28 protein-coding genes are annotated in these 26,598 nt (G+C 64.4%); 19 read left to right on the top strand and 9 right to left on the bottom strand.

What is annotated here, in order from left to right:
• The first annotated feature begins 24 nt into the window (after window positions 1-24).
• The 4 genes from rfaD (at window position 25) to cysM (ending at window position 4,079) form a co-directional block, all read left to right on the top strand.
• Complete coding sequence (rfaD, locus tag LDO29_RS01315; RefSeq protein WP_224077990.1) at window positions 25-1,020, top strand: ADP-glyceromanno-heptose 6-epimerase; 996 nt, start codon at window positions 25-27, stop codon at window positions 1,018-1,020.
• Between the two features lie 153 nt (window positions 1,021-1,173).
• Complete coding sequence (locus LDO29_RS01320; RefSeq protein WP_224077991.1) at window positions 1,174-1,509, top strand: ComEA family DNA-binding protein; 336 nt, start codon at window positions 1,174-1,176, stop codon at window positions 1,507-1,509.
• 271 nt (window positions 1,510-1,780) lie between these two features.
• Window positions 1,781-3,079, top strand: a complete 1,299-nt coding sequence (locus LDO29_RS01325) for a solute carrier family 23 protein (RefSeq protein ID WP_224077992.1) — start codon at window positions 1,781-1,783, stop codon at window positions 3,077-3,079.
• A gap of 97 nt (window positions 3,080-3,176) precedes the next feature.
• Window positions 3,177-4,079 (top strand): cysteine synthase CysM, encoded by a 903-nt coding sequence (gene cysM / locus LDO29_RS01330; protein ID WP_224077993.1) that lies wholly within the window; start codon window positions 3,177-3,179, stop codon window positions 4,077-4,079.
• A 118-nt stretch (window positions 4,080-4,197) separates the two neighbouring features.
• Here the strand turns inward: cysM and LDO29_RS01335 are convergent, their stop codons facing one another.
• From LDO29_RS01335 to mltB, 4 genes are all read right to left on the bottom strand, one after another.
• Window positions 4,198-5,229: a glycosyltransferase family 9 protein gene (locus LDO29_RS01335; RefSeq protein WP_224077994.1), complete on the bottom strand. Its 1,032-nt coding sequence runs from the start codon at window positions 5,227-5,229 to the stop codon at window positions 4,198-4,200.
• Window positions 5,230-5,273: 44 nt separating this feature from the next.
• Entirely contained in the window at window positions 5,274-6,266 is a 993-nt protein-coding gene (locus tag LDO29_RS01340) for a glycosyltransferase family 8 protein (RefSeq protein WP_224077995.1), read from the bottom strand.
• Window positions 6,263-7,372 carry a glycosyltransferase family 9 protein gene (locus LDO29_RS01345; protein ID WP_224077996.1) on the bottom strand — a complete coding sequence of 370 codons (1,110 nt, stop codon included), beginning with the start codon at window positions 7,370-7,372 and terminating at the stop codon, window positions 6,263-6,265. The genes LDO29_RS01340 and LDO29_RS01345 overlap by 4 nt, the downstream gene beginning before the upstream one ends.
• A 172-nt stretch (window positions 7,373-7,544) precedes the next feature.
• Window positions 7,545-8,651 carry a lytic murein transglycosylase B gene (mltB, locus tag LDO29_RS01350; RefSeq protein WP_224077997.1) on the bottom strand — a complete coding sequence of 369 codons (1,107 nt, stop codon included), beginning with the start codon at window positions 8,649-8,651 and terminating at the stop codon, window positions 7,545-7,547.
• A 147-nt stretch (window positions 8,652-8,798) separates the two neighbouring features.
• Between mltB and LDO29_RS01355 the strand changes: the two genes are divergently transcribed.
• The 8 genes from LDO29_RS01355 to LDO29_RS01390 all read left to right on the top strand — a co-directional run bounded on the left by LDO29_RS01355 (window position 8,799) and on the right by LDO29_RS01390 (window position 17,064).
• The gene (locus LDO29_RS01355) at window positions 8,799-9,722 is read left to right on the top strand and encodes a histone deacetylase family protein (protein ID WP_224077998.1); all 924 of its coding nucleotides are present in this window, start codon (window positions 8,799-8,801) and stop codon (window positions 9,720-9,722) included.
• A 14-nt stretch (window positions 9,723-9,736) separates the two neighbouring features.
• Entirely contained in the window at window positions 9,737-10,540 is an 804-nt protein-coding gene (locus LDO29_RS01360; RefSeq protein WP_224077999.1) for an enoyl-CoA hydratase, read from the top strand.
• Between the two features lie 166 nt (window positions 10,541-10,706).
• On the top strand, window positions 10,707-11,741 hold the full coding sequence (locus LDO29_RS01365) for a methionine ABC transporter ATP-binding protein (RefSeq protein WP_224078000.1): 1,035 nt from the start codon (window positions 10,707-10,709) through the stop codon (window positions 11,739-11,741).
• The gene (locus tag LDO29_RS01370; protein ID WP_224078001.1) at window positions 11,731-12,384 is read left to right on the top strand and encodes a methionine ABC transporter permease; all 654 of its coding nucleotides are present in this window, start codon (window positions 11,731-11,733) and stop codon (window positions 12,382-12,384) included. Before LDO29_RS01365 ends, LDO29_RS01370 begins: the two co-directional genes overlap by 11 nt.
• Window positions 12,385-12,471: 87 nt before the next feature.
• Window positions 12,472-13,269, top strand: a complete 798-nt coding sequence (locus tag LDO29_RS01375) for a MetQ/NlpA family ABC transporter substrate-binding protein (RefSeq protein WP_224078002.1) — start codon at window positions 12,472-12,474, stop codon at window positions 13,267-13,269.
• A 207-nt stretch (window positions 13,270-13,476) separates the two neighbouring features.
• Window positions 13,477-14,226, top strand: coding sequence for an electron transfer flavoprotein subunit beta/FixA family protein (locus tag LDO29_RS01380; RefSeq protein WP_224078003.1), 750 nt, complete (start codon window positions 13,477-13,479; stop codon window positions 14,224-14,226).
• Window positions 14,227-14,244: 18 nt separating this feature from the next.
• A complete protein-coding gene (locus LDO29_RS01385) occupies window positions 14,245-15,180 on the top strand; it encodes an electron transfer flavoprotein subunit alpha/FixB family protein (protein WP_224078004.1) in 936 nt (311 codons plus the stop codon).
• A 99-nt stretch (window positions 15,181-15,279) separates the two neighbouring features.
• Window positions 15,280-17,064: an acyl-CoA dehydrogenase gene (locus tag LDO29_RS01390; RefSeq protein ID WP_224078005.1), complete on the top strand. Its 1,785-nt coding sequence runs from the start codon at window positions 15,280-15,282 to the stop codon at window positions 17,062-17,064.
• A gap of 78 nt (window positions 17,065-17,142) precedes the next feature.
• Here LDO29_RS01390 and LDO29_RS01395 read toward each other — a convergent pair whose 3' ends face one another.
• On the bottom strand, window positions 17,143-18,447 hold the full coding sequence (locus LDO29_RS01395) for a D-amino acid dehydrogenase (RefSeq protein WP_224078006.1): 1,305 nt from the start codon (window positions 18,445-18,447) through the stop codon (window positions 17,143-17,145).
• A 110-nt stretch (window positions 18,448-18,557) separates the two neighbouring features.
• On the opposite strand from LDO29_RS01395, the gene LDO29_RS01400 reads away from it, so the two are divergent.
• Window positions 18,558-19,061, top strand: coding sequence for an Lrp/AsnC ligand binding domain-containing protein (locus LDO29_RS01400; RefSeq protein WP_224078007.1), 504 nt, complete (start codon window positions 18,558-18,560; stop codon window positions 19,059-19,061).
• A 2-nt stretch (window positions 19,062-19,063) separates the two neighbouring features.
• Entirely contained in the window at window positions 19,064-20,332 is a 1,269-nt protein-coding gene (locus LDO29_RS01405) for a PA0069 family radical SAM protein (RefSeq protein WP_224078008.1), read from the top strand.
• A gap of 364 nt (window positions 20,333-20,696) precedes the next feature.
• Here LDO29_RS01405 and LDO29_RS01410 read toward each other — a convergent pair whose 3' ends face one another.
• The 4 genes from LDO29_RS01410 to LDO29_RS01425 all read right to left on the bottom strand — a co-directional run bounded on the left by LDO29_RS01410 (window position 20,697) and on the right by LDO29_RS01425 (window position 23,378).
• Complete coding sequence (locus LDO29_RS01410) at window positions 20,697-21,191, bottom strand: TM2 domain-containing protein (RefSeq protein WP_224078009.1); 495 nt, start codon at window positions 21,189-21,191, stop codon at window positions 20,697-20,699.
• 141 nt (window positions 21,192-21,332) lie between these two features.
• Window positions 21,333-21,491: a hypothetical protein gene (locus LDO29_RS01415; protein WP_224078010.1), complete on the bottom strand. Its 159-nt coding sequence runs from the start codon at window positions 21,489-21,491 to the stop codon at window positions 21,333-21,335.
• Window positions 21,492-21,710: 219 nt separating this feature from the next.
• Window positions 21,711-22,106 (bottom strand): hypothetical protein, encoded by a 396-nt coding sequence (locus LDO29_RS01420; RefSeq protein WP_224078011.1) that lies wholly within the window; start codon window positions 22,104-22,106, stop codon window positions 21,711-21,713.
• 144 nt (window positions 22,107-22,250) lie between these two features.
• Window positions 22,251-23,378, bottom strand: coding sequence for a PQQ-dependent sugar dehydrogenase (locus tag LDO29_RS01425; protein ID WP_224078012.1), 1,128 nt, complete (start codon window positions 23,376-23,378; stop codon window positions 22,251-22,253).
• 142 nt (window positions 23,379-23,520) lie between these two features.
• Here LDO29_RS01425 and rpsP point away from each other — a divergent pair, with 142 nt between their 5' ends.
• The 5 genes from rpsP (at window position 23,521) to LDO29_RS01450 (ending at window position 26,589) form a co-directional block, all read left to right on the top strand.
• Window positions 23,521-23,775: a 30S ribosomal protein S16 gene (gene rpsP, locus LDO29_RS01430; RefSeq protein ID WP_224078013.1), complete on the top strand. Its 255-nt coding sequence runs from the start codon at window positions 23,521-23,523 to the stop codon at window positions 23,773-23,775.
• Window positions 23,776-23,823: 48 nt separating this feature from the next.
• Window positions 23,824-24,489, top strand: a complete 666-nt coding sequence (rimM, locus tag LDO29_RS01435; RefSeq protein WP_396022611.1) for a ribosome maturation factor RimM — start codon at window positions 23,824-23,826, stop codon at window positions 24,487-24,489.
• 40 nt (window positions 24,490-24,529) lie between these two features.
• Window positions 24,530-25,312 carry a tRNA (guanosine(37)-N1)-methyltransferase TrmD gene (gene trmD, locus LDO29_RS01440; protein WP_224078015.1) on the top strand — a complete coding sequence of 261 codons (783 nt, stop codon included), beginning with the start codon at window positions 24,530-24,532 and terminating at the stop codon, window positions 25,310-25,312.
• Window positions 25,313-25,387: 75 nt separating this feature from the next.
• Window positions 25,388-25,771, top strand: a complete 384-nt coding sequence (gene rplS / locus LDO29_RS01445; protein ID WP_011298686.1) for a 50S ribosomal protein L19 — start codon at window positions 25,388-25,390, stop codon at window positions 25,769-25,771.
• A 137-nt stretch (window positions 25,772-25,908) separates the two neighbouring features.
• Complete coding sequence (locus tag LDO29_RS01450; RefSeq protein ID WP_224078016.1) at window positions 25,909-26,589, top strand: CoA pyrophosphatase; 681 nt, start codon at window positions 25,909-25,911, stop codon at window positions 26,587-26,589.
• Window positions 26,590-26,598 lie beyond the last annotated feature (9 nt).

Genomic DNA, 26,598 nt, shown 5'->3' on the forward strand with positions numbered 1-26,598 from the left:
GTTGAACTCACTGTCGGACCGATCATGACCATCATCGTCACCGGCGCTGCGGGATTCATCGGCAGCAACCTTGTCAAGGGATTGAATGCGCACGGCGAGGACCATATTGTCGCTGTCGACAATCTCCATCGTGCTGACAAGTTCCACAACCTGGTGGATTGCGAGATTCGCGACTACCTCGACAAGGACGACTTCCTGTCCCGCTTCGAGCGCGGGGAGTTCGACAGGGTGCGCGCGGTGTTCCATCTCGGGGCTTGCACCGACACGATGGAGCAGGACGGGCGCTACCTGATGGAGAACAACTACCGCTACAGCAAGGTGCTGATGGAGTCCTGCCTCGCGCAGGACACGCAGTTCATCTATGCATCGTCGGCGGCGGTCTACGGCGAGTCGCAGACCTTCCGCGAAGTGCGCGATTGCGAGCGGCCGCTGAGCATCTACGGCTACTCCAAGTTCCTGTTCGACCAGGTCGTGCGCGGCAGGCTGGAGGGTGCGCTGTCGCAGGTGGTCGGCCTGCGCTATTTCAACGTGTATGGCGCGGGCGAGGCTCACAAGAACCGGATGGCCTCGATCGTCTGGCAGCAATTCGAGCAGTTCCGCGCCGAGGGCACGGTCAAGCTGTTCGGCGAACACGCTGGCCATGGGCCGGGCTGCCAGAGCCACGATTTCGTCTCGATCGAGGACGTGGTCAGGATCAACCTGTTCTTCCTGGATCATCCGCGTCAATCCGGCATCTTCAATGTGGGTACCGGCCAGGCGCGCTCGTTTAACGATGTCGCCTGTGTCGTGGTCAATACGCTGCGCGCTGCGGAGGGCAAACCACCGCTGGCGCTCGAGGAACTGGTGCAGGAAGGGCTGCTGGAATACATCCGGTTCCCGGATGCGCTGCGCGGCCGGTACCAGAGCTTCACGCAATCGGATATGTCGCGCTTGCGCGCTGCGGGCTATGCCACGCCCTTTGTTCCCATGGAGGAAGGCGTGGCGCGCTATTGCCAGTGGTTGCTCGACCGCTGCCATTGAACGCGCCAGGCGGCACCTTCGTGTCCGGAAACATCTCCGTGCAATCCACGTGAACGTTTGTTGCCGCGTGCGCCGGCGCACGCGGCCGGTCCTATCCTGAGCGCACCTTGCCAATCCCGGCAAGGCAACGCAAACGGAAAAAGGAACTCACAAATGTTCAAGACATTACTCAGGCGCGGCTGCGTGGCCGCAGCGGTCTGGATGTCGCTCACCGGAGCCGCGATGGCCGCTGTGGATGTCAACACGGCCGACGCATCCGCCCTGACTTCGGTGAAGGGCATCGGGCCTGCAACCGCCAAGAACATCATTGACGAACGCACCAAACATGGGCCCTACAAGAGTGCGGCCGATCTTGCCGAACGCGTCAGCGGCGTGGGGACCAAATCTGTGGCCCGCATGCAGGAGGCCGGGCTGACGATTGGTGCCAAGGCCGCGCCGGCCGCGGCCCCCGCCGGCGCGACGGCTGCCCAGCGCCCCGCCAAGCGCTGACATTGCGTGGCATCCCCGGTGCGAGGGGGCACCGGGGCGCTATGGTCCTATGCCATCCAGTCCGATCTGCCAGGTTCCATGTTGTGCCGTTGGTATGGCTTGTGCTACTCAGGCGCACTGTCCTTCGCTTGCCGACGGCAGCGGAGTATCATGCGGCAGCCAGCACCGGCCATGGTCATTCCGTTGGCCGCGCACAACCAGTAAAACCAGGCCGGGCCTCGCCCTTTCCCGTGGGCAAGGAGAGCCGGGCAGAACGACAGGGAGCATAACAATGACGAATGGCGAGGACGCAGGGTTCCTGCCGAAGTGGCGGTTGAAGACGGAAGGGGTCATCGGTCCGGACGAGCGCCTGCCTGCGGGGCAGACGCTGCTCGCCGGCATCCAGCATGTGGTGGCGATGTTCGGTTCCACGGCGATCGCACCGATCCTGATGGGATTCAACCCGAACATTGCCATCCTTTTCTCCGGTATCGGCACGCTGATCTTTTTCCTGTGCGTGCGCGGCCGCGTGCCCAGCTATCTCGGCTCCAGCTTCGCGTTCATCGCCGTCGTGATCGCAGCCACGGGCTACGCCGGAAGCGGGCCCAATGCCAATATCCCGGTAGCGCTGGGTGGCATCATTGCCGCGGGCGCGCTGTACACGGTGATTGGCCTGATCGTGCAAGCGGTGGGCTATGGCTGGGTGGAAAAGCTGATGCCGCCGGTAGTCACCGGCGCGATCGTCGCGGCCATCGGCCTGAACCTGGCACCCGTGGCAGTGAAGGCTGTGAGCGGCTCGTCGTTCGACACCTGGGTAGGCCTTCTCACCGTGCTGGCAGTCGGGCTCGTGGCAGTTCGCGCGCCGGGCATGATCGGGCGTCTTCCGGTGCTGATCGGCGGCCTGTTCGGCTACCTGATCTACTATGCCGGCGCGAATCTGATGGGGCTGGGCAAGCCGATCGATTTCGCGGGCGTGGCGGCGGCGAGCTGGTTTGGCCTGCCGTCGTTCACCTCACCGGTGTTCGAAGCCAGCGCCATGCTGCTGATCGCACCGGTGGCCATCGTGCTGGTGGCGGAGAACCTGGGGCACATCAAGGCCATCGGGGTGATGACGGGACGCAACCTTGACCCGTACATTGGCCGCGCCTTCATTGGCGACGGTGTCGCGACCATGCTGTCGGCCAGCGGCGGCGGCACGGGCGTCACCACGTATGCCGAAAACATGGGGGTGATGGCGGTCACCAAGATCTATTCGACGCTGATCTTTGTCGTCGCCGCGGCGGTCGCCATCTTGCTCGGATTCTCGCCGAAGTTCGGTGCGCTGATCCTGACCATTCCGGGCCCGGTCATCGGCGGACTGACCATCGTGGTGTTCGGCCTGATTGCCGCTACGGCAGGCCGTATCTGGGTCCAGAATCATGTGGACTTCTCCAGTTCGCGCAACCTCATCACGGTGGGCGCTACCTTGACCGTGGCCGCCGGAGACCTGACGCTGAAGCTCGGTGGCATGACCCTGGGCGGTATCGGTACCGCAACCTTCGGCTGCATCCTGCTCTATCACCTGCTGGGCGAGGGCAATAAAGAGGAGTAAGCCAGCACGTCCATACCGGCAGTGGGCCTAACCGGCCGCCGCCGGCGCGGGGCGAGGGCCTGGTTTACAATGTGCGGGACAATTTCCACCCCGCACCATGGCCTACAAGACAATCGAAGACACCATCGGCAATACGCCGCTGGTCAGACTGCAGCGCATTCCCGGTGCCGCCAACGACGCACGCGGCAACGTCATTCTGGGCAAGCTAGAGGGCAACAACCCGGCCGGGTCGGTCAAGGATCGCCCGGCCGTGTCGATGATCGCCCGCGCGGAGGCGCGTGGCCGCATCAAGCCCGGCGACACGCTGATCGAAGCCACGTCCGGCAACACGGGCATCGCGCTCGCCATGGCTGCGGCAATTCGCGGCTACAAGATGGTGCTGATCATGCCGGAAGACCTCAGCCTGGAGCGCCGCCAGAGCATGGCCGCCTATGGCGCCGAGATCATCCTGACCCCGGTGAAAGGGGGCATGGAGTATGCGCGCGACCTGGCGGATGCCATGGAACGCGATGGCAAGGGCGTCATCCTGGACCAGTTTGCCAATCCGGATAATCCGCTGGCCCACTACGAAACGACCGGTCCGGAGATCTGGCGCGATACGGAGGGCCGGATCACGCATTTCGTTTCGGCCATGGGTACGACCGGCACCATTACGGGTGTCTCGCGTTACCTCAAAGAGCAGAATCCTGCCATCGAGATCATCGGCGCGCAGCCAGCGGAAGGTTCGCGTATCCCTGGCATTCGCAAATGGCCGGAAGCCTATCTGCCGAAGATCTACGACTCGAAGTATGTGGATCGCACCGAGCCTGTCAGTCAGGCCGATGCCGAGCATATGGCGCGGAGGATGGCGAGCGAGGAAGGCATCTTTTGCGGTATCTCGGCTGCCGGCGCCCTGTGCGTTGCCCTGCGCGTTGCAGAAGAGGTGAAAAACGCGACGATCGTTTTCGTAGTCTGCGACCGGGGTGACCGGTATCTGTCCACCGGGGTATTCCCCGCCTGAAGTGCGGCATCGACGCCAGCGAGGTAACGTGCCTGTGCCGGGCGATGTGCAAGCAGTTTCCGTACATCGAAGCATTCTGCGGCTGGTCTTGCCGGTCGCAGAATGCTGATGCGTTAGCCTATGTCGTGGCCTTGTCCCGAATCCAGTCCTGGACAATCCCGTGGACGGCTTCCGGACTGAGCCGGTACATGCAATCGCAAGTCACTGTCTCCAGCTTCGCGCAGTCGGAGCAACTCCTATCCTCGACCAGGTTCTGAGCCCTTCTGCCCAGCGCTGCCCACCTGCCCGGATGCATCGGACGCGTGGGCGGGAACAGTCCCAGTGTGCGCTGGCCAATTGCCGCCGACAGGTGCAGCGGTCCGGTGCCGCTCGCAATCAGGCCATCTGCCTGCCGGACAAAAGTTGTCAGCTCGCCGAGCGTCTGCGTGCCGCACAGGCTCGTGACGTTCGGCATTGACAGCAGTGCGCTGCCATTGGCCTTCAGCCATTCTCCTTCCTTGGCGCTACCCGTCAGCCAAAGATGGACATCTTCCCTCACTGACAGCAGCTTCGCGAGCGCAGCGTAGTATTCGATCGGCCATTCGCGGCCGTGACCGTTCGACTTGGTGTGGAGAACCAGATTGAACGCATAGGGGGCCTGCATTTTCGTAATGCGTTCGTCCGCCGGGATATCGAAGTGATACAGGTCGGGGATTTCCTCGCGGGAGGGAATGCCGCGGCTTCCATACGGGCTCAGGAAACGAAAGTTGATCTGTGCCTCGTGATCTTCCGTGGTTCTCTTGCTGAAACGCACCCTCCGGTTGCAATAGAACAGGAGATAGAGCTTCTGGCGGGCATTGCCGATACGGTGACGGATTCCGGCGCGAAAGGCGGCCAGCGCCAGCTTGCGATCCGGCTGCGCCAGGATCACGGTATCGATCCCCGACTTCTTCAGAAAGTCGGCCGGCGCATCGGCAATGCTTTCCAGTTCGATGACTTCGTCAATATCGGTGCAGAAGCGGACCAGCGGCGCCGCATAGGCGCGGCAAAGGAAGCTGATCTTCGCTTTGGGGTTCAATTGCCTCAGTCGAGCGACCATCGGCAAAGTCAGTACTATGTCGCCGATATTGTCGGTGCGGCTGACCAGTATGTGGGTGCTTCGGATTGCCATTTATCTTCGATGTGAGAGCAGGGTGGTGTCATGCCGTCCGGGCATTACCGTCGCGCCCGCTTGCGCAAATACCGCAAATACCACTTCAGGCTTTCCACAGGCTTGCCCTGGCGGAACATGAAGCGCGAATGCATGCGCATTTCCTTGGTATTCCTCGGTTCCCGATCGAGCGGCATGTCGCGCCACGGTGACAATGCCAGGTACTTGCGGAACAGCGCCCGGGCCTCATGGCCGCTCCACTCGGCCCACGGCTTGACCGAGCCCGCAAAATGGATGAAGACGGCCTTGCCAACGGGACGCATCGCAAAGCTGTTGACGTTCAGGTCGTGGATCAGATCGTACAGGTAGTTCCAGCGGGGCGAGATGTACCTGGCGCGGCCATTGAGCACTTTATTGAGCGCGTCCTGGTCGTTGAAGCGCATGTCGGTGCTGGTGTCGAGCAAGGCTTCCAGGGTTTGCGGCGTGATGTTTTCGGCCAGCCACTTCTCGATGTTGATGAACAGCACGCCGCCATTGAAGTATTCGGCATGGGCCAGGCCAAGCGCGGCAACGCGGCGGCGCAGCGTGACGGGCGCGTCCGGCACCACGACGGCGATATCGTTGCCGATGTCCATGTCGACCATTTCGTCGAGGCGGCCGACGCACAGGATATCGGCGTCCAGGTACAGGACCCGCTCGGTCTGGCCGCGCAGGACCTCGGGGATTACCAGGCGCGTGAAAATCGACAGCGAATAGTGCGAGTGCCCGAGGAAATGCGAGAACTGCGTGAAAGACGCCAGATCGAGCAAATGCAGCTGGGTGCTGACCGGGTACATTGCTTCCAGTTGCTTCAGGCGGCGCTGGTTTTCTTCCAGCGCCGAGAACGTCAGCACGTGGAACGTGAAATGCTGCCCGGGATTGTTGTCGATGATCGACGCAATCGTCGCGCCCATCGCGCGGAAATAGTTGTCATCGACGCAGAAGGCGATGTGGAACGAGGGCTTGCCGTTGCTGCCGGTCATCGGGGCGAGTGCGTTGGTGGGCGAGGGCTGGTTCATTGGATGACCTTCATGACTTGTTCGACAGGAATGGCCTTGACCCAGTCGCGCCGGTTCGCGGCGGTGATGACCGTGCTGTTCTGGCTGTCGATCGGCACCCACTCCGGATTTTTCTGACGCATCAGCGCAATGACCGGTACATGCACGGCATTGGCCAGGTGCATTACTGCCGTTTCCACCGAGATGATCAGGTCGCATTGCGCAAGGACGGCCGGCAGCTGGAAGAAGTTGTCTTCGGCGCTGAACAGCTCGGTGCGCGCGAGGCCGTATCCGCTGATGACTTCCCGGGCGTGCGCCAGCTCCTGCGGCACGGCATTGACAATGAAGCAGCTGTCGCGCCAGCGCGGCTGCTGCTGCATGCCCTGGATCAGCGCGGCGACCTGTTCCAGCGTCCAGCAGCGCTTCTTCGTCTTGGCGTACGGATTGATGAAGACGAGCTTGCCCTGGCGGGGGGCAAATCCCCAGGCCGCCAGCGTGCCCTGCGCATACTGTTGCCATTGCGCGGGAATGTCGACAAACGGGAAGCGCTCCGCCGCGCCGACTTCCAGCCCGCTGATCTGTCGGAACCAGTGGGCGTACACGTCGCTGATATGCTGCGGCGCCGCCCTGTCGACCTTGTAAGGCGGAATCGATGCGTCGAGCTTGCGGTAGGCAAGCAGGTGGTGCGGCTGATAGAAGCGGGCCGGCCGCGTCATGCCGACCACGAAACCGTCCGGACTGATCGTGCGCGCGAGGTTCGCATACTGGTGCGGGCGCAGTGTCGCCAGCGACACCACGATCGGGTAGTGCTCCTGCTGTGCCTCGCGGATCGATGCCTCGTAGAGTTCCGGGCTGTACGTGCGCGTATAGACCTTGCTGAAAAACGGGCACGCCGCGACCCAGTCGTAAAGCGAGTACTTGCGGAGGTATTCCCAGGCCTTGGCGTCGCTGGTGCGGCGCACTTCATCGACCCAGAGATGGATTTCCAGCTGCGGGTTCGCCTGTGCGAAGGCCTTGAAGAAATTCTGCAGATAGGTGAAGTCGCCCAGCGCAAGATGGGCGATGAACAGTATCTTTTTTGACTGCTTCAGCAAGTCTGCGGGAATCAGGGTCTGGGTTTGTGGCACGAATGGCTCGCGGGAAGTCACGTGGTGTCAGGCCGCTATTGTAAGGGAGGGCGCCGACTGGCCCGGAAATTGCTGTGGCGTGCGACGCACAATCGGCGAGCACGGTGATTCGGCCTGCCAGCGAGGGGCTGGCAGGCGGTGATGTGCGCAGCAATTGCAGTGGCGTCAGGCGTCAGCCCATCGCAGCCCTGACCGCTTCGCCGAGCTGGTACACCGCCAGCGCGTAGAAAAAGCTGCGGTTGTAGCGGGTCAGCACATAGAAGTTGCGCAGGCCGATCATGTACTCGGTGGGCTGGTCCGGCGTCGGCAGGTCGACTACCAGGACGCCGGTTTCGCCTTCGCGCGCGAGGTCGAGGGGTTCGTCGAGCCTCAGGCCGGCCCTGGCCAACTGGTTCAGTGTCCGCGTCGGCCAGGGTTCGCCGTCCGCGGCCGCTGCCGCGATGCCCCGGCTGCCGTCATCCCCGGCCAGGCGCCAGACCACGGGCCGGTTGGCCTCCCAGCCGTGCAGCTGGAGAAAGCGGCCGACGCTGCCGATGGCATCGGTGGGGCTGTTGCGCAGGTCGATGCGGCCGTTGCCGTCGTAGTCGATCGCATACTCGCGCAGGCTGGTCGGCATGAATTGCGGAATGCCGATGGCGCCGGCATAGGAGCCCACCACCGAAAAGACGTCGGTACGGGTGTCGCGGCACCACAGCAGGTAGTCTGCCAGTTGGTTGCGGAAGAGCGTAGCCCTGGCATCGCGGTTGGGCGTGGCGGGGTAGTCGAAGGCCAGCGTCGAGAGCGAGTCGATTACGCGGAACGTACCCATGTCGCGCCCGTAGATGGTCTCCACGCCGATGATGCCGACGATGACCGAGGCCGGCACGCCGAACTCGGCCTCGGCGCGGCGCAGGGTGTCGCGGTTATCCTGCCAGAAGCGTACTCCCGCGTTGATGCGGATCGGCTCGATGAAGCGCGAACGGTAGGCGCGCCAGCTTTTGCGTCCCGGCGTGGCCGGCGGCATGATCAGCCGCACCACGGTAGCGGAATAGACCGCCTGCCCGAACCAGCCTTCCAGCGTGCCGCGGTCGAAGCCGTGGCGGGTCACCATGTCGTCGATGAAGGCTCGCGTCTGGGTGTTGTCGCGATAGCGACCGGGCTCGATTTCTTCTTCCCGTACGCTCACGCGGCGCTTGCCGGCGGCGAGGAGGTTCGGGGAGAGGCCGCAGAGTCCCAGTGCGGCAGCGGATAGCGCTGCGCCCAGCAACGGGCGGCGCAGTGAACGCTGGGTGTCGGTCATGGTGTCCTTAGCAAGTCGCAGCGAGTATAGCGGATGGCACTGCGCCATTCCCCCGCGAATGCGGCGCCGCGACAGGCCTGGCGCGGCGCTGGGCGGGCTTGTCCTGTGCTAACGTAACGTTTGGAGACAAAAAAGCGAAGATAAGACATGCCGACGGGCTATTACACGCATCCGGAGTTCCTGCAGCACGAGATGGGTCATTTCCATCCCGAGTGCCCGGAACGCCTGCAGGCGATCGAGGATCAACTGATTTCCCACGGCATGGACGGCCTGCTTGAGCGGCGCGAGGCGACTCCCGCCACCCGCGAGCAGATCGAGCGCGTGCACCGGCCGGACTATGTCGATTCGCTGGAGCGCGTCAGCCCCGCCAGCGGCTACTACCCGATCGACCCCGATACATCGATGAATTCCCATACGCTGACTGCCGCCAGGCTGGCAGCGGGCGCGGCAGTGGCGGCGACCGACGCCGTGATGGCCGGCGAGGTGGAAAACGCATTCTGCTGCGTGCGCCCGCCCGGCCACCATGCCGAGCCCGACCGCGCCATGGGATTCTGCTTCTTCAACAACGTGGCCGTCGCGGCGCGCCATGCGCTGGAGGCCCATGGGCTGGAACGCGTGGCCATTGTCGACTTCGACGTCCACCACGGCAACGGCACCGAGGCCGCTTTCCGCGGCGAGCAGCGGGTGCTGATGTGCAGCTTCTTCCAGCACCCGTTCTATCCCTACAGCGGCACCGAGCATATCGCCACCAATATGGCGAACATCCCGCTGCCGGCCTACACCAACGGGCTGGCGGTGCGCGAGGTCGTCGAGACGATCTGGCTGCCGCGCCTGAACGAATTCCGCCCGCAGATGCTGTTCATCTCGGCGGGCTTCGATGCGCACCGCGAGGACGACCTGGGCCAGATGGGCCTGGTGGAGCAGGACTATGCCTGGATCACCGGCCAGCTCGTCGATGTGGCTCGCGCCCACGCGAACGGGCGCATCGTCAGCTGCCTGGAGGGCGGCTATAACCTGAGCGCGCTGGGGCGCAGCGTGCTGGCGCACCTGAAAGTGCTGCTGGAACGATAAGGAGGCAAGCTGGCATGGCCGACACCGATCCGCGCGTGAGCGCGCCGCTGCTGACCGAATCGCGCGATGCCGCTGGCGTGGCGCGCCTGACCATGAACCGCCCGGAGGCGTTCAACGCGCTGTCCGAGCGCCTGCTGGACGAACTGGCTGCCGCCTTCGCCCGATTGGCCGCGGACGACACGGTGCGCGTGGTGGTGCTGGCCGGCGCGGGCAAGGCCTTCTGCGCAGGGCACGACCTGCGTGAAATGCGCGCCGAGCCGTCGCACGATTACTATCGGCGCTTGTTCGACCGTTGTACGCGCATGATGATGGCCATCCAGAAGATGCCGCAGCCGGTCATCGCCCGGGTGCATGGTATTGCGACCGCGGCGGGTTGCCAACTGGTGGCGATGTGCGACCTGGCCGTGGCGGCAGACGATGCGCGCTTTGCCGTATCCGGCGTTAATCTCGGGCTGTTCTGTTCCACGCCGGGCGTGGCGCTGTCACGCAACCTGTCGCGCAAGCAGGCGATGGAGATGCTGCTGACCGGCGACATGATCGATGCCGCCACCGCGTGCGCCCGCGGCCTGGTCAACCGCGTCGTGGCCCCGGCGCAGCTTGACGAAGAAGTGGCGAAACTGGCCGCCAGCATCTGCGCCAAGCCCGCGGCGGCTGTGGCGGCGGGCAAGGGGCTGTTTTACCGCCAGCTCGAAATGGGCATTGAAGCGGCCTACCAGCTGGCCGGCCAGACCATGGCCTGCAACATGATGGACGACTCGGCCCTGGAGGGCGTCCAGGCGTTCATCGACAAACGCCCACCGAGTTGGCGTGCCTCTTGATGCATATTTTGACGGCCTATATGCCGTGATCGAATAAGGGAATCGGCAAAAATTCGTTTAAGGTATGAAACGGATCGCTTAAAATACTCGCTTCATAAAAAATAACGTGCGGCAACAGCGCTGGAGACCTTTCTCGCCTGTTGCCGTTTTCTTTTGGTCACTTTTCATGATCGAACTGCAAGGACTCTCGCAGCGTTTCCCCGGCGGGTCGGGTGAAGTGCATGCTTTGCGGGACGTCAGCCTGTCCATCGGGGCGGGCGAGGTCTTCGGCATCATCGGCCGCAGCGGCGCCGGCAAGAGCACGCTGGTGCGCGCCATCAACCTGCTCAATCGCCCCACCAGCGGCCGCGTGATCGTCGCCGGCCAGGACCTGACCGCGCTGGACAACGGCGCGCTGCGCCTGGCGCGCCGCGACATCGGCATGATCTTCCAGCACTTCAACCTGCTATCGTCGCGCACGGTGTTCGACAACGTGGCGCTGCCCTTGGAGCTGGCGGGCAAGCCGAAGCCGGAAATCGAGGCTACGGTGCTGCCGCTGCTGGAACTGGTCGGGCTGTCGGCATTGAAGGACCGCCATCCGGCGCAGATTTCCGGCGGCCAGAAGCAGCGCGTGGGTATTGCGCGTGCGCTGGCCAGCAAGCCCAAGGTGCTGCTGTCGGACGAGGCCACTTCCGCGCTGGACCCGGAAACGACCCGCTCTATCCTCGACCTGCTCAAGCAGATCAACCGCGAACTGGGCCTGACCATCGTGATGATCACGCACCAGATGGAGGTGATCAAACAGGTCTGCGACCGCGTCGCCGTGCTCGAAGCGGGCCGCGTGGTGGAAGAGGGCCGCGTGATCGACGTATTCCTGCGCCCGCAGCATGAAGTCACGCGCGCCATGATCGGCGACGTGATTGCGCAGGAGTTGCCCGAGAGCGTGCTCAAGCGCGTGGAAAGCCGCCTCGGCAACGGGCGCGACCATGTCTACCGCCTGGCTTTCACCGGCGAAGGCGTGGACCAGCCCGTGCTGGCCCAGGCGATTCGCCGCTACGGGCTCGATTTCAACATCCTGCATGGCCATATCGACGAGATCCAGGGGCAGGCGTTCGGCTCGCTGGCCATCATGGCCACCGGCGAACTGGCCGACGTGAAGGCGGCAATGGAATTCCTGCAGCAACAGGGCGTGGTGGTGGAGGAGATCGAACATGTGGTCTGAAATGTTTGACCTGTTCCTGACGTCGTTCAACGAGACGCTGCTGATGGTGGCGATCTCGGGCGTGGTCGGTTCGCTGCTGGGCGTGCCGCTGGGCGTGCTGCTGCACCTGACCAATCGCGGTGGCGTGCTGTCGCATCCGCTGTTCAACCGCGCCATCGGCGTGGTGGTGAATGCGGTGCGCTCGGTCCCGTTCATCATCCTGCTGGTGGTGGTGATCCCGTTCACGCGTTTCATCGTGGGTTCGTCGATCGGTACCACCGCGGCGATCGTCCCGCTGACCATCGCGGCGATCCCGTTTATCGCGCGTCTTGTGGAAAGCGCGCTGCGCGAGGTCGACAAGGGCCTGGTCGAGGCCGCACAGTCGATGGGCGCCACCACCGGCCAGATCGTCTGGAAGGTGCTGCTGCCCGAGGCGATGCCTGGCATCGTAGCCGGCCTGACCATCACCTTCGTGAGCCTGGTCGGCTATTCGGCCATGGCGGGCGCGATCGGCGGCGGTGGCCTGGGCGACCTGGGCATCCGCTATGGCTACCAGCGCTACATCACCGAGGTGATGGTCGCGGTGGTGGTGATCCTGATCATTTTCGTGCAGGCCGTGCAGAGCTTTGGCGACTGGCTGGTCCGGCGCATCAGCCACCGCTGACCCGCTGACTGATCACTGGACATAAGCAACGAATCAGGCTGTGCCGCACGCGCGGCAAGCCGGCTACTGAAAGAGAGAAAGCAAGACATGCAACGTCGCAACCTGCTGCAATGGATTCTCGGCGCCGCGCTTGGCGCCACGCTGGCTACCGGCGCGGTGGCCCAGGACAAGCCGATCAAGATCGGCGTCACCGGCGGCCCGCACGCCCAGATCATGGAACAGGTGAAGAAGGTCGCGGCCAAGGATGGCCTGAACATCCAGGTGGTGGAGTTCAGCGACTACGTGCAGCCCAATGCCGCGCTGGCCGCTGGCGACCTGGATGCCAACAGCTACCAGCACCTGCCGTACCTGGAAGCCCAGATGAAGGACCGTGGCTACAAGTTCGCGCATGTCGCCTTCACGGTCACGTTCCCGATGGGCGTGTATTCCAAGAAGATCAAGTCGCTCGACCAGCTCAAGCCGGGTGCGCGCGTCGGTGTGCCGAACGACCCGACCAACGGCGGCCGTGGCTTGCTGCTGCTGCAGAGCAAGGGGCTGATCAAGCTCAAGCCGAATGCCGGCCTGAAGGCAACGCCGCTGGACATCGTCGAGAACCCGAAGAAGATCCGCATCGTCGAACTGGATGCCGCGCAACTGCCGCGCTCGCTCGATGACCTGGACGCCGCAGCGATCAACGGCAACTACGCCGAATCGGCTGGCCTGTCGCCCACACGTGATGCAATCGCCATGGAAGGCCCCAAGGGCCCCTACGCGAACCTGATCGCCGTCCGCGAGGCCGACAAGAACAAGCCTTGGGTCGCCAAGCTGGTGAAGGCGTACCAGTCGCCGGAAATCAAGCAATACATCACTTCTACGTTCAAGGATTCGGTGATCACCGCCTGGTAGGTCGAGGATCTCATCCAATTCGACGATGTGCGTGCCGCCCGTGTTGCGGCACAATCACCAGAGTGCAAGAAGCCTGCCGGGCTATGCCCGGCAAAATTTTGCCTATAAAATAGTACGATCGTTCGAAAAATATGAGAGCCGCCAACCCGGTGGTTATAATGACGAGCGGACAAATTTCTGACTATCAGCTATCAGTGGAGTGAGCGCATGAAAGTACTCGTCGCAGTCAAGCGGGTGGTGGATTACAACGTGAAGGTGCGGGTCAAGGCCGACGGCACCGGCGTGGATCTGGCCAACGTCAAGATGAGCATGAACCCGTTCGACGAAATCGCCGTCGAAGAGGCCGTCCGCCTGAAGGAAGCGGGTGTTGTGACCGAAGTCATCGCCGTGTCGTGCGGCGTGGCGCAGTGCCAGGAAACCCTGCGCACGGCCATGGCCATCGGTGCCGACCGCGGCATCCTGGTGGAGTCGAACGAGGACCTGCAGCCGCTGGCCGTGGCCAAGCTGCTGAAGGCGCTGATCGACAAGGAACAGCCGCAGCTGGTGATCCTGGGCAAGCAGGCCATCGACGACGATTCGAACCAGACCGGCCAGATGGTGGCTGCGCTGGCCGGCCTGCCGCAGGCGACCTTCGCCTCGAAGGTGGTCGTGGCCGACGGCAAGGCGTCGGTGACCCGTGAAGTCGATGGCGGCCTGGAAACCCTGTCGCTGAAGCTGCCGGCCGTGGTAACGACCGACCTGCGCCTGAACGAGCCGCGCTACGTCACGCTGCCGAACATCATGAAGGCCAAGAAGAAGCCGCTCGATACCGTCAAGCCGGAAGACCTCGGCGTGGACGTCAAGCCGCGCCTGTCGACCGTGAAGGTGGTCGAGCCTGCCAAGCGCAGCGCGGGTGTGATGGTGCCGGACGTCGCGACGCTGGTGCAGAAGCTGAAGAACGAAGCCAAGGTTATCTGAGCGCGGGGGAGATAGAACATGACTGCACTCGTCATTGCTGAACACGACAATCAATCGATCAAGGCCGCCACGCTGAACACCGTGACGGCAGCTGCCCAATGCGGCGGCGATGTCCACGTGCTGGTGGCTGGCGCCAACGCCGCTGCCGCTGCAGCCGCCGCCGCGAAGATCGCCGGCGTGTCGAAGGTGCTGCTGGCCGACGCCGCCTACTTCGGCGACGGCCTGGCCGAGAACATCGCCGAGCAGGCGCTGGCCATCGCCAGCGACTACAGCCACATCCTGGCTCCGGCTACCCCGTACGGCAAGAACATCCTGCCGCGCGTGGCCGCCAAGCTGGACGTGGCCCAGATCTCGGAAATCTCCAAGGTCGATGCCCCGGACACCTTCGAGCGTCCGATCTACGCCGGCAACGCCATCGCGACCGTGAAGTCCTCGGACAAGGTCAAGGTCATCACCGTGCGCGGCACCGCGTTTGACGCCGCTGCCGCCGAAGGCGGTTCGGCTGCCGTGGAAAACCTGCCGGCCGTGGCCGACGCCGGTGTGTCGCAGTTTGTTTCGCGCGAAGTTGCCAAGAGCGACCGTCCGGAACTGACCGCCGCCAAGATCATCGTCTCGGGTGGCCGCGGCGTGGGTTCGGGCGAGAACTACACCAAGGTGCTGACCCCGCTGGCCGACAAGCTGGGCGCCGCGCTGGGCGCTTCGCGCGCGGCCGTGGACGCTGGCTTCGTGCCGAACGACTACCAGGTCGGCCAGACCGGCAAGATCGTCGCGCCGCAGTTGTACATCGCCGTCGGTATCTCGGGCGCGATCCAGCATCTGGCCGGCATGAAGGATTCCAAGGTGATCGTCGCGATCAACAAGGACGCCGAAGCCCCGATCTTCTCGGTGGCCGACTACGGCCTGGTGGGTGACCTGAACACCGTGGTGCCGGAGCTGGTTGCGGCACTGGGCTGATATATCGCCGGCCCTTGCGGCCGGCCCCGCAGAGATGCTGCATAAGCCGTTCCGGGCGTGTCCCGCGAACGGCTTTTTCATACACGTTTGGAGACATCGATGACCTACCGCGCACCGCTCAAGGACATGCTGTTCGTGATGAACGAGCTGGCGGGGCTGGAAGCCGTGAGCCAGTTGCCAGGCTTTGAGGAAGCCACGCCGGAAACAGCCCAGGCCGTACTGGAAGAGGCGGCCAAGTTCAACGAACAGGTGGTGGCACCGCTCAACCGCGCGGGCGACCTCGACCCCAGCAGCTGGAAGGATGGCGTGGTCACCACCACGCCGGGCTTCAAGGAGGCGTTCCGCCAGTTCGGCGAGGGCGGCTGGCAAGGCGTGCTGCATCCTCAGGAATTCGAGGGTCAGGGCCTGCCCAAGCTGGTTGCCACGGCCTGCAACGAAATGCTCAACAGTGCAAACCTGTCGTTCGCGCTGTGCCCGTTGCTGACCGACGGCGCCATCGAGGCGCTGCTGACGGCTGGCTCCGACGAGCAGAAGGCCACTTTCCTGCCGAAGCTGATCTCCGGCGAGTGGACCGGCACCATGAACCTGACCGAGCCGCAGGCCGGTTCGGACCTGGCTGCGGTGCGCACGCGTGCCGAGCCGCAGGGCGACGGCACCTACAAGGTCTTTGGCACCAAGATCTTCATCACCTACGGCGAGCACGACATGGTGGACAACATCGTCCACCTCGTGCTGGCGCGCACGCCGAATGCGCCGGAAGGCGTGAAGGGCATCTCGCTTTTCATCGTGCCCAAGTTCTTGGTCAATGCGGACGGCTCCACCGGCGCGCGCAACGACGTGCATTGCGTGTCGATCGAGCACAAGCTGGGCATCAAGGCCAGCCCGACCGCAGTGCTGCAGTTCGGTGACCACGGCGGCGCCATCGGTACGCTGGTGGGAGAAGAGAATCGCGGCCTGGAGTACATGTTCATCATGATGAACTCGGCGCGCTTCGCGGTCGGCATGCAGGGCATCGCGGTCTCCGAGCGCGCCTACCAGCAGGCCGTGGTCTATGCGCGCGAGCGTGTGCAGAGCCGCCCGGTCGATGGTTCGGCGCGCGAGGCGGTGACGATCATCCATCACCCCGACGTCAAGCGCATGCTGATGACGATGCGCGGCCTGATCGAGGGCGCCCGTTCGGTGGCCTATGTGGCCGCAGCCACTTGCGATGCCGCGCACAATCACCCGGACGAGGCCGTGCGCAAGCAGAAGCAGGCGGTCTACGAGTTCCTGGTGCCCATCGTGAAGGGCTGGAGCACGGAGCTGTCGATCGATGTGACCAGCCTTGGCGTGCAGGTGCACGGCGGCATGGGCTTTATCGAGGAAACCGGCGCGGCCCAGCACTACCGCGATGCGCGCATCCTGCCGATCTACGAAGGCACCACCGCCATCCAGGCGAACGACCTGGTTGGTCGCAAGACGGTGCGTGACGGCGGCGCGGTGGCGCGCGCCATCTGCGCCAGCATTGCCGAAACCGAAACCGCCCTGGGCAAGCACGGCGGTGCCGCTTTCACGGCCGTGCAGGCGCAACTGGCCAAGGGCCGCGCCGCGCTGGAGGCCGTCGTCAAGTTCGTCGTCGCCAATGCAAAGTCGGACCCGAACGCAGTGTTTGCCGGTAGCGTGCCTTACCTGAAGCTGTGCGGCATCGTGTTCTCGGGCTGGCAGTTTGGCCGCGCGATGCTGGCCGCGGATGCGAAGCGTGCGGAGGATCCTGGCTTCCATGACGCCAAGATCGCGACGGCGCACTTTTTCGCGGAGCACATCCTGTCGCAGGCGTCGGCGCTGCGCGATGCCGTCGTCGCGGGTTCCGCGCCGGTGAACGCCGTCTCGCCCGAGCAGTTCTGATCGGGCGGTTTCCGGCAAACAAAAAGGGCGGCCCGTGGGGTCGCCCTTTTTGCTGAGCAGGCCGTTGCGGCCGGCGGATCAGGCCGTCGCGGGGCGCGGCACGCCGTGCGTGCGCTGCGGCTTCAGATAGCGCCCGACCGACAGGTCGTCCGCGCGGATCGCCGGCGACTTGCCCGACACCAGGTCGGACAGCAGCTTGCCGGAGCCGCAGGCCATGGTCCAGCCAAGCGTGCCATGGCCGGTGTTGAGCCACAGGCCGCGCACCTGCGTCGGGCCGACGATCGGCGTACCGTCCGGGGTCATCGGGCGCAGGCCGGTCCAGAAGGTGGCCTCGCTGACGTCGCCGGCGCCCGGAAACAGGTCGGTCACGACGTGCTCCAGCGTGCGGCGCTTGGCCGGATCAAGCGAACGGTCATAGCCGACGATCTGCGCCATGCCGCCCACGCGGATGCGGTCCTCGAAACGCGTGATCGCGACCTTGTAGGTTTCGTCAAGGACAGTCGATACAGGGCTGCGCGTAGCGTCGGTCATCGGCACGGTGATCGAGAAGCCCTTGAGCGGATAGACCGGCAGGTTCGACATGCCGTGCAGGAACGGCTTGACGAGCTGCGTCGACCAGCTCCCCAACGCCACCACGACGAGGTCGGCCGCCATCGGCTCGCCGTCTACCACGGCGCCTGTCACGGCGTTGCCCTGCGTCATCAGGTTGTTGATCGAGCGGCTGTACAGGAACTTGACGCCCAGCGCCTCGGCCATGGCTGCCAGCTGTCGGGTAAACAGCTGGCAGTCGCCGGTTTCATCGTTAGGCAGGCGCAGGCCGCCAGTCAGCTTGTGGCTGACAGCGGCCAGCGCCGGTTCGCTCGCGGCGAGTTCTTCGCGCGAAAGCAACTGGTAGGGCACGCCGGCTTCCTCGAGCACGGCGATGTCCTTGGCCGCGCCGTCGAGTTGGTCCTGCGTGCGGAACACCTGCAATGTGCCTTGCTGGCGCCCTTCATAGGCGATGCCGGTCTCGGTGCGCAGGGCACGGATGCAGTCGCGGCTGTATTCCGCCAGCCGCACCATGCGCTCCTTGTTGACGGCATAGCGCTCGGCGCTGCAGTTCTGCAGCATCTGCCACATCCATTGCAGCTGGAACAGGGTGCCGTCGGGGCGGATGCTCAGCGGCGCGTGTTCCTGGAACATCCACTTGATGGCTTTCAGCGGTACGCCCGGAGCCGCCCATGGCGACGCGTAGCCGGGCGAGATCTGCCCGGCGTTGGCAAAGCTGGTGCCAAGCGCGGGGCCAGCCTCGCGGTCGACAACGGTCACTTCATGACCGGCCTTGGCCAGATACCACGCACTGGTGACGCCGATGACGCCACTGCCAAGTACGAGAACGCGCATGTTTCAGGGGCTCCTAACCAGGATGTCAGGGGATTGAAGGATTTGTCTCTATACTATTGAAACTAATCCAGTCATAGTTTTCGAATTTCTCAGGAAAACAGGAATAAATCATGAGAACGAGTCGCCAGCCCGTGCGTGCCCTTGACCGGCTCGACCGCAAGATCCTGATGCTGCTGCAGGCGGACGGCCGGATGTCGATGAAGGACCTGGCCGAGGCGGTCGGGCTGACCATCACGCCATGCATCGAGCGGGTCAAGCGCATGGAGCGCGATGGTGTCATCATGGGGTACTACGCAAGGCTCAACCCGACCCTGCTCGGCAGCGCGCTGCTGGTGTTCGTGGAGATCTCGCTGGGGAACAAGTCGGGCAATATGTTCGAGCAGTTCCGCCGCGAAGTCCTGCGGATTCCCGAAGTGCTCGAGTGCCACTTGGTCTCGGGGGACTTCGACTACCTGATCAAGGCCCGTATCCGCGAGATCGGCGAGTACCGGCGTCTGCTCGGCGACATCCTGCTGCAGTTGCCGGGCGCCGCGCAGTCGAAGAGCTATGTGGTGATGGAGGAGATCAAGGAGACGCTGGCCATCTCCGTGGAGGAGAAGGCGCAGCCAGCCTGACGATGAGACGTTTCCTGCCGGATTCCGCCCCCGATCCGCACGGTGCGCTGCACCGCGAAGGCGATGCCGGCGATACCGGTGCCGCGGAAAGCGTTCGTCCGTTGGTGGTGCGCAAGGGGCGCGGCGCGGTCAGCAATATCCAGGGCCGGTACGAACGGGACCAGCGCGAGCCGTTTGACGACGGCTGGGGGGCGCCGGGTAACGACGAGGGCACCAGTGTCAACGACGCCGGCGCCGTGGCGGCGACCCGCAAGTCCGTCATTCCGATCGTCCCGGCTGACCCGGCTGACACAGGGCCGCTCGCTCCGCTGCGTACTGAGGTCACCATCGAGCGGGCACGCTCCATCCTCACGCGCAATGCGTCGCCGGATATTCCGTTCGATGTTTCGCTGAATCCGTACCGCGGCTGTGAGCACGGCTGCATTTATTGCTTTGCCCGGCCTACGCACGCCTACCTGGACCTCTCGCCCGGGCTGGATTTCGAAACCCGCCTGTATGCCAAGACCAATGCCGCCGAACGGCTGCGCGAGGCCCTGAGCCGGCCATCCTACCGTTGCCAGACGATTGCGCTCGGCGTCAACACCGACGCGTACCAGCCGATCGAGCGTAAGTATGGCGTGACGCGTGGCATCCTCGAGGTACTCAGTGCCTGCGATCATCCGGTGGCGCTGATCACGAAGTCTTCGCTGATCGAGCGCGATATCGACCTGTTGGCGCCCATGGCGGCCAAGGGGCTGGCCGTTGCAGCCGTGACGCTAACCACGCTTGATGCTGCCATCGCCCGCACGCTGGAGCCGCGAGCCGCCACGCCGTCGCGCCGCCTGCGCACGATCCGCGCCTTGTCCGAGGCTGGCATCCCGGTTGGCGTCAGCATTGCGCCGGTGATTCCTTTCATCACCGAACCCGACATGGAGCGCGTGCTGGAAGCCGCGCGTGAAGCTGGCGCGGTCTACGCCAACTACATCGTGCTGAGGCTGCCGTGGGAGGTCCGCCCGCTGTTCGAGGAGTGGCTGCAGGCCCATTTTCCGGACCGTGCCGAGCGGGTGATGAACCGCGTGCGTGACATGCGCGCGGGCAAAGCCTATGACGCCAGCTTTGCCACACGCATGCGCGGGACAGGGGTGTGGGCCGATCTGATGCGCCAGCGTTTCTACAAGGCGGCAGACCGGCTGGGATACCGTTACAACCGATTCGAGCTCGATACTTCGCGATTCCGCGTGCCGCCGAGTTGGGCAGCCGGCGCGGACGACGCGCAGGGCACCTTGTTCTGAGTGCCGGCGGCCGCTTCCTGGTCGCCGATCATGCTGCTTGCCAACTCCAGTGCGGCCCTGGCGCGGGCCGCGGGGAGCCCCGAGGACAGCGCGAGCCGGACTGCGATGGCCGCCAGGCGTCCTTCTTCATAAGTAGGCATGTCAGTCTTGCTCCTTTGCGCGGACGGTGTCATGGCCGGCCGGGCGGATTGCCGCCGGAGGCCCGGCGGTTTTTCCAGTATGGGCGATTTGCTCAGAAGGGAAACCCGTCATCGGCCACGTTTTGCGCGCGGACAAGTCGGGTGCGGACTGGTCTCCGGCCAGTGCCGGAGCCTGGCGCGGTTACGCGCAGCAGCCCGTGTGGCGCCTGTGCGCCTTCTTGTGCTTACTGCGACAGGGCGCGCGCCGCTTCCACCTGCGATTCGAAGAAGGTCTGGAAGCTGATGGCAAGCCCGGCCATCAGCAGGCCGGTGCCGATCAGCAGCGACAGGATCACCAGGATCACCACAGGCCAACCCGAACGCGTGGGCATGCCGCCCGGGTTGAAACGGGCATCCCATTTGTCGTCCGGACGCAGGCCATAGACGATCGCGGCCAGGAAGGCGCTGATCACCGATGTGCCGCCGGCCACGGCAAACGTCCAGTTCCATGCGGGGGAGCCTGCCTCCGTCACCATCGAGGCAACGCCGATTGCGCCGGCCAGCGTAGCCAGCAGGTGCAGCCAGCCATACTGGTCGCGCCATCCGCCAAGGTAGAACCGGTGCGCGCCGACGCTGCCCAGCAGGAAGGCAAGCGTCACCGTCAGCAGCTTCGATCTGGACCGCGTGGAGGACGCGGCGGTGGGCCGGGATGCTTGTGATGCTTGGCTGGCTGCAGGCATGGGGCAATGTGGCGAAGGGATGCCGGCGGATGCCGCCGGCAGCGGTTCAATGGGACTCGACCGGCAGCGGGTGCCAGCCGGGACACATTGTACGATGCCGCCCGGTTACCTTGCGCAGCGTGAGATTACAGCGCAGGCCAGCTAACGCCAGCCCGAAGGGAAGAGGCTATGGAAGAGGGCGCTTGCATGCACGCTGATGCGAGTCTCGCCATACAGCACAAGCGTCAATAACAGCATGAAAAGTATCGATAGCGACAGTTGTCCGGCGTGCTCGGCCAAGTCGCTCAACAGGCGGGTCATGACAGGCCTCGGCAGTTTGCTGGGTCTTGCTGTGGAGGCTGCGCCCGGCTGTTTTCCCGGCCTTGCAGGAGGTGCCGGGCAGAGGCAAGTCAGTTTGGTATGCCGTCTGCACAGGGCGGTACGCTGCGGGGTTCCGGGCAGCGTCGGGCGACAGCCTGTGCGCGCGTTGGAGGCGCACTCAAATAGTGACAGCAATCAGCCGGACGAGTTCCGCTGTGCTCAGCGGCTGCCGTCGCGGCCGCGCGCCTGCCAGCCCGGGCCAATGCTGACCGGGCGGGTGTCGTTGCGGTTGGTTTCGTTCTGGCTGGTGCGTTCCGGCTGGCGGGAGCGGTTGTCTTCGCGGCCTTGAGGGGCGTTCGGCCGGCCGCTCAGGCGGTCATCGGCGCGCGCACGCGCTTCCATGCGATCGATCTGTGCCTGCACATGGTCTCGGCTCTCGGCGCGCACGCTGGCCATCTGCCAGCCACCCGCAGCCTGCACGCGCGGGGCGCGGGCCTCGGCATTCAGGCGAGGCCAGAACGTGACTTGTGCATGGCTTGCGGCAACGGCGCCGATCAAGCCCGCAGCTGCGAGGATGCCAGCCGCCAAGTCGCGCAGGAGTGAGCGGGTGAACATGCGGAATCCCAGGGTCCTGACGCGCAGCGTTGTAGTTTCAAAGTTGGGTTCATGGTACGCATGGGGTATCAGCCCGCCTATGCCAATCGCGTTACCGGTGTAACGGATTGTTTCGTTGCATTTTGGCGGGTTCCGCAGCGGGTTTCAGGGCGCGTAGCGTATCCGGTAAATGGCGCCCGCGAGGTCATCACTGACAAGCAGCGACCCGTCCGGTGCTACCAGTACATCGACCGGCCGGCCCCAGGGTGTGCCGCGCTGTAGCCAGCCTTGCGCAAACACCTCCTGGCGCAATGCCTTGCCGTCTGTGCCCAGTACCACCCGCACGATCCGGTAACCGACACGCTCGCTGCGATTCCAGCTGCCGTGCTCGGCAATGAAGACGTTGTTGCGATACTCGGCCGGAAACTGCGTGCCGGTGTAGAAGCGCATGCCGAGTGCGGCAACGTGCGCACCTAGCCTGGCGACGGGCGGCACGAACTCGGAGCAGGCGCGCTGCTTGCCGAATTCGGGGTCGGGGATGTTGCCCGCATGGCAGAACGGATAGCCGAAATGCTGACCGGCCTGCGTGGCGTGGTTGAGTTCGTCGTCAGGCTGGTCGTCGCCGAGGTAGTCGCGCCCGTTGTCGGTGAACCACAGTTCGTGCGTCACGGGATGCCAGTCGAATCCGACTGAGTTGCGCACGCCGCGCGCCACCACCTGCAGGCCCGAGCCGTCGGGTCTCATCTTCATGATGTTGGCGTAGCGGTTCTCGTCCGGCGCGCAGATATTGCAGGGTGCGCCGACTGGAACGTAGAGAAAGCCATCCGGGCCGAAGGCGATGAACTTCCAGCCGTGGGTCGTTTCCTTGGGAAACCGGTCGGTGACGACGACCGGCGTCGGCGGGTTGTCCAGCCGCGCCTCGATGTCATCGAGCCGGACGATGCGGGAAGTAGACGACGCGTACAGGCTGCCATCGCGGAACGCTACGCCCGCCGGCCTGACCAGGCCGTTCGCCACGACGTGCACTACCGGTTTGCCGCTTAGCGCTGCGGACAGTGCATAGACCTTGCCCTCCCCGCGTGAGCCGACGAACAATGTACCGGATGGTGTGAGCACCATGCCCCGGGCTTCGGGGACGGCATCGCTCAGGACTTCGACACGGAATCCCGGCGGCAACTGGATCTGCGCCAGCGGCAAGGCCGCGAATGTGGTGGCCGGCGCGGTCAGCAGGGTGATGCAGGCCAATGCCGCACAGCGCGCGGCGCGATCGATGAAGTGCCGGACGATCCCCATGGCGTACCTCCAGTCGCGGATTCCGCCACGATGCCCGCGCCTGCGCATCGCGTCAACTACCTAAGTGTTTGTTTGACCACGGATATTGGGCTATACTCTTGCGTTTCGTGTTCGAACACCAAGTTTTCTGAGGAACCATCTCATGGTCGTTATCCGTCTGGCTCGCGGCGGCAGCAAGAAGCGCCCTTTCTTCAACATCGTCGCCACCGATTCGCGCAACCGTCGCGATGGCCGCTTCATCGAGCGCGTTGGCTTCTACAATCCGCTGGCTTCGGAAGGCGAAGAAGGCCTGCGCGTTGTGCAGGATCGTCTGGCCTACTGGCAAGGCGTTGGCGCTCAGCTGTCGCCGACCGTTGCCCGCCTGGTCAAGCAGAACGCCGCCAAGGCCGTTGCCTGATAGCAGTCTGCAGCGCGTCCCCTGTCGGGCGCGTTTTTCATTGCACACGTGACTGAACGAAAGCAGGGCGCCGCTGCGCCGAGGCCGTTGAACCGGCCCCAAGGCGAGTCGCCAAAGGCGGTCAAGCTGCCGGCGACGCTCCTGTATGCCGATCCGCTGCCGGACGATCTGGTAGAGGTCGGCTATGTCGGTGCCGCCTACGGCATCCGCGGTTGGATCAAGGTCCAGCCCCATGCCGACGATGCATCTGCCTTGCTGCATGCGCGCCGCTGGTGGCTGCTCGCGCCTCCGCAGGCTGGCCTGGTAGCCACGGCGGAAGCTTCGCGTGCCCAGGCGGTCTGCGTCAAGGTCGCGCAATCGCGCGAGCACAGCGGCACTGTCGTGGCGCAGGCAACCGGCGTGTCGGACCGCAACCTGGCGGAAGCGCTCAGGGGGCGTCGCGTGTGGATCCGGCGTGCGGATTTTCCGGCGCCGGACGAGAATGAGTTTTACTGGGTAGATCTGATCGGCTGCATCGTCAGCAACGAGCAGGGCGAGTTGCTGGGCGAGGTGTCCGGTCTGATCGATAACGGGGCCCACCAGATCCTGCAGGTGGCTTACGCATTGCCCGACGGCAAGGCCGGTGAGCGGCTCATTCCGTTTGTCGATGCGTTCCTGCGCATGGTCGACACCGCGGGCAAGCGCATCGTGGTGGACTGGGGGCTCGACTACTGAGCTTGTGCCGAAGCCGGCGCGGTTCGGAGGGGGAGGGCGGATGCAGTTCGATGTAATCACGCTGTTTCCCGAAATGTTTCGCGCGCTGACTGACTGGGGCATCACCAGCCGGGCAGCCAAGCAGCAGCGGTACGCGCTGCGTACCTGGAATCCGCGGGATTTCACTACCGACAACTACCGGACCATCGATGATCGTCCGTATGGTGGTGGTCCCGGCATGGTCATGCTGGCCAGGCCGCTGGAAGATGCGATCGATGCTGCCTCGGCGGCGCAGTCGCAGGCTGGCGTGGCGGCACCGCACGTTGTACTGATGTCGCCTCAGGGTGCGCCGCTGACGCATGAGAAGGTCATGTCGCTGGCACAGCGGCCGGGTTTGGTGTTGTTGTGTGGCCGCTATGAGGCCATCGACCAACGCCTGATTGACCGCCGTGTACACGAGGAAATCAGCCTTGGCGATTTCGTGTTGTCCGGCGGAGAACTGCCCGCCATGGCGCTGATCGATGCCGTGGTGCGCCATCTGCCCGGTGTGCTGGGCGACGCGCAGTCGGCGGTGCAGGACAGCTTCGTCAACGGGCTGCTCGATTGTCCGCATTACACGCGGCCCGAAGAGTATGAAGGTGTGCGGGTACCCGAGATCCTGCTCGGGGGCCATCACGCCGAGATTGAAAAGTGGCGGCGCCAGCAGGCGCTGGCCAATACCGCGAGAAAGCGTCCCGACCTGATCGAGGCGGCTCGCGAACAAGGTTTGCTGACCCGTGCCGACGAGAAGTTCCTGTCGGAGTGGGTGGCGAAGGAAGGGCGGGAGAATTCTCCCGCCAGGTAAAACCCCATCCTCTGCCGGGGCCCGGGCAATGCCTGGGGCATACAACGCTGGCACGATGGTTACGGAGAAGAAACGATGAACATCATCGAGCAGATCGAGAAGGAAGAGATCGCGCGTCTGACCGCGAACAAGACCATCCCCGCATTCGCACCTGGCGACACCGTGATCGTCAACGTGAACGTGGTGGAAGGCAACCGCAAGCGCGTGCAGGCTTACGAAGGCGTGGTGATTGCCAAGCGTAACCGTGGCCTGAATTCGTCCTTCATCGTGCGCAAGATCTCGTCGGGTGAAGGCGTGGAGCGTACGTTCCAGCTGTACTCGCCGCTGATCGCTGGCATCGAAGTGAAGCGTCGCGGCGACGTGCGTCGTGCGAAGCTGTACTACCTGCGTGAGCGCTCGGGCAAGTCCGCACGTATCAAGGAAAAGCTGGTTTCGAAGGCAGCCAAGGCTGCCCAGTAAGCCGGACATGCTGGCCGGGCTTACCGGCCGGACGTTTCCTCAGGAAGGGCACCGCAAGGTGCCCTTTTTGCGTTTTGGCAACTGTGCCGGATTGCTGCGCTGCCGGAAGACGCGCATCTGTCATACTTGAACCTGTTATGCGCCCCGCCTTTGACCCCGAATCCCTCCCCATCATCGATACCGACACGCGCCGACCGGCACTGAGCGCGCCGCGCCTGCGGGCGGATTTCATCCGCCACCGGCTGCAGGTGCCGCCGGCCTGGGCCCCGGAGCTGACCGATGAATCCCGTGTGTACGACCGCAGCCGCAGCCTGCGCCAGGCCGCTGTGCTGGTGCCGATCGTCGAGCGCCAGGATGGCCTGACGGTGCTGCTCACCGAGCGCAATGCCAACCTGAGCGCGCACGCGGGGCAGATCAGCTTTCCCGGCGGCAGCCAGGAAAGCTATGACCTCAGCCGCATCGATACGGCCTTGCGGGAAACGGAGGAGGAAGTCGGGCTGGTGCGCGACTTTGTGGAGGTGCTGGGGGCGCTGCCGGACTACATCACCGGCACCGGTTTCCACGTCAGCCCGGTCGTGGGCCTGGTGCGCGACGGCTTTACCCTGCGGCCTGACGCGTCAGAAGTGGCAGACGTGTTCGAGGTGCCGCTGGCCTTCCTGATGGACCCTTCGCACCACGAGCGGCGGTTGTTCCGCTGGGTCGATGGCGAACGGATGTTCTACGCGATGCCATTCCCGCGCGAGGGCGGTGGCCACCGCTTCATCTGGGGCGCGACGGCGGGCATGCTGCGCAATCTCTACCACCTGCTGGCCGCCTGAGGCCCGTGA

The sequence above is a fragment of the Cupriavidus laharis genome, from assembly GCF_914271435.1.
Classification (GTDB): domain Bacteria; phylum Pseudomonadota; class Gammaproteobacteria; order Burkholderiales; family Burkholderiaceae; genus Cupriavidus; species Cupriavidus laharis.

Excerpts from the sequence above, each read along its gene's own strand:
- trmD (WP_224078015.1), top strand. The coding sequence starts at position 24,530 with ATGCAGTTCGATGTAATCACGCTGTTTCCCGAAATGTTTCGCGCGCTG.
- LDO29_RS01380 (WP_224078003.1), top strand. The coding sequence starts at position 13,477 with ATGAAAGTACTCGTCGCAGTCAAGCGGGTGGTGGATTACAACGTGAAG.
- LDO29_RS01340 (WP_224077995.1), bottom strand. The coding sequence starts at position 6,266 with ATGAACCAGCCCTCGCCCACCAACGCACTCGCCCCGATGACCGGCAGC.
- LDO29_RS01415 (WP_224078010.1), bottom strand. The coding sequence starts at position 21,491 with ATGACCCGCCTGTTGAGCGACTTGGCCGAGCACGCCGGACAACTGTCG.
- LDO29_RS01375 (WP_224078002.1), top strand. The coding sequence starts at position 12,472 with ATGCAACGTCGCAACCTGCTGCAATGGATTCTCGGCGCCGCGCTTGGC.
- rfaD (WP_224077990.1), top strand. The coding sequence starts at position 25 with ATGACCATCATCGTCACCGGCGCTGCGGGATTCATCGGCAGCAACCTT.
- LDO29_RS01405 (WP_224078008.1), top strand. The coding sequence starts at position 19,064 with ATGAGACGTTTCCTGCCGGATTCCGCCCCCGATCCGCACGGTGCGCTG.
- LDO29_RS01325 (WP_224077992.1), top strand. The coding sequence starts at position 1,781 with ATGACGAATGGCGAGGACGCAGGGTTCCTGCCGAAGTGGCGGTTGAAG.
- LDO29_RS01320 (WP_224077991.1), top strand. The coding sequence starts at position 1,174 with ATGTTCAAGACATTACTCAGGCGCGGCTGCGTGGCCGCAGCGGTCTGG.
- LDO29_RS01370 (WP_224078001.1), top strand. The coding sequence starts at position 11,731 with ATGTGGTCTGAAATGTTTGACCTGTTCCTGACGTCGTTCAACGAGACG.
- LDO29_RS01400 (WP_224078007.1), top strand. The coding sequence starts at position 18,558 with ATGAGAACGAGTCGCCAGCCCGTGCGTGCCCTTGACCGGCTCGACCGC.
- LDO29_RS01450 (WP_224078016.1), top strand. The coding sequence starts at position 25,909 with ATGCGCCCCGCCTTTGACCCCGAATCCCTCCCCATCATCGATACCGAC.
- mltB (WP_224077997.1), bottom strand. The coding sequence starts at position 8,651 with ATGACCGACACCCAGCGTTCACTGCGCCGCCCGTTGCTGGGCGCAGCG.
- LDO29_RS01390 (WP_224078005.1), top strand. The coding sequence starts at position 15,280 with ATGACCTACCGCGCACCGCTCAAGGACATGCTGTTCGTGATGAACGAG.
- LDO29_RS01395 (WP_224078006.1), bottom strand. The coding sequence starts at position 18,447 with ATGCGCGTTCTCGTACTTGGCAGTGGCGTCATCGGCGTCACCAGTGCG.
- LDO29_RS01425 (WP_224078012.1), bottom strand. The coding sequence starts at position 23,378 with ATGGGGATCGTCCGGCACTTCATCGATCGCGCCGCGCGCTGTGCGGCA.
- rpsP (WP_224078013.1), top strand. The coding sequence starts at position 23,521 with ATGGTCGTTATCCGTCTGGCTCGCGGCGGCAGCAAGAAGCGCCCTTTC.
- LDO29_RS01335 (WP_224077994.1), bottom strand. The coding sequence starts at position 5,229 with ATGGCAATCCGAAGCACCCACATACTGGTCAGCCGCACCGACAATATC.
- LDO29_RS01355 (WP_224077998.1), top strand. The coding sequence starts at position 8,799 with ATGCCGACGGGCTATTACACGCATCCGGAGTTCCTGCAGCACGAGATG.
- rplS (WP_011298686.1), top strand. The coding sequence starts at position 25,388 with ATGAACATCATCGAGCAGATCGAGAAGGAAGAGATCGCGCGTCTGACC.
- LDO29_RS01410 (WP_224078009.1), bottom strand. The coding sequence starts at position 21,191 with ATGCCTGCAGCCAGCCAAGCATCACAAGCATCCCGGCCCACCGCCGCG.
- LDO29_RS01360 (WP_224077999.1), top strand. The coding sequence starts at position 9,737 with ATGGCCGACACCGATCCGCGCGTGAGCGCGCCGCTGCTGACCGAATCG.
- LDO29_RS01420 (WP_224078011.1), bottom strand. The coding sequence starts at position 22,106 with ATGTTCACCCGCTCACTCCTGCGCGACTTGGCGGCTGGCATCCTCGCA.
- LDO29_RS01385 (WP_224078004.1), top strand. The coding sequence starts at position 14,245 with ATGACTGCACTCGTCATTGCTGAACACGACAATCAATCGATCAAGGCC.
- cysM (WP_224077993.1), top strand. The coding sequence starts at position 3,177 with ATGGCCTACAAGACAATCGAAGACACCATCGGCAATACGCCGCTGGTC.
- LDO29_RS01365 (WP_224078000.1), top strand. The coding sequence starts at position 10,707 with ATGATCGAACTGCAAGGACTCTCGCAGCGTTTCCCCGGCGGGTCGGGT.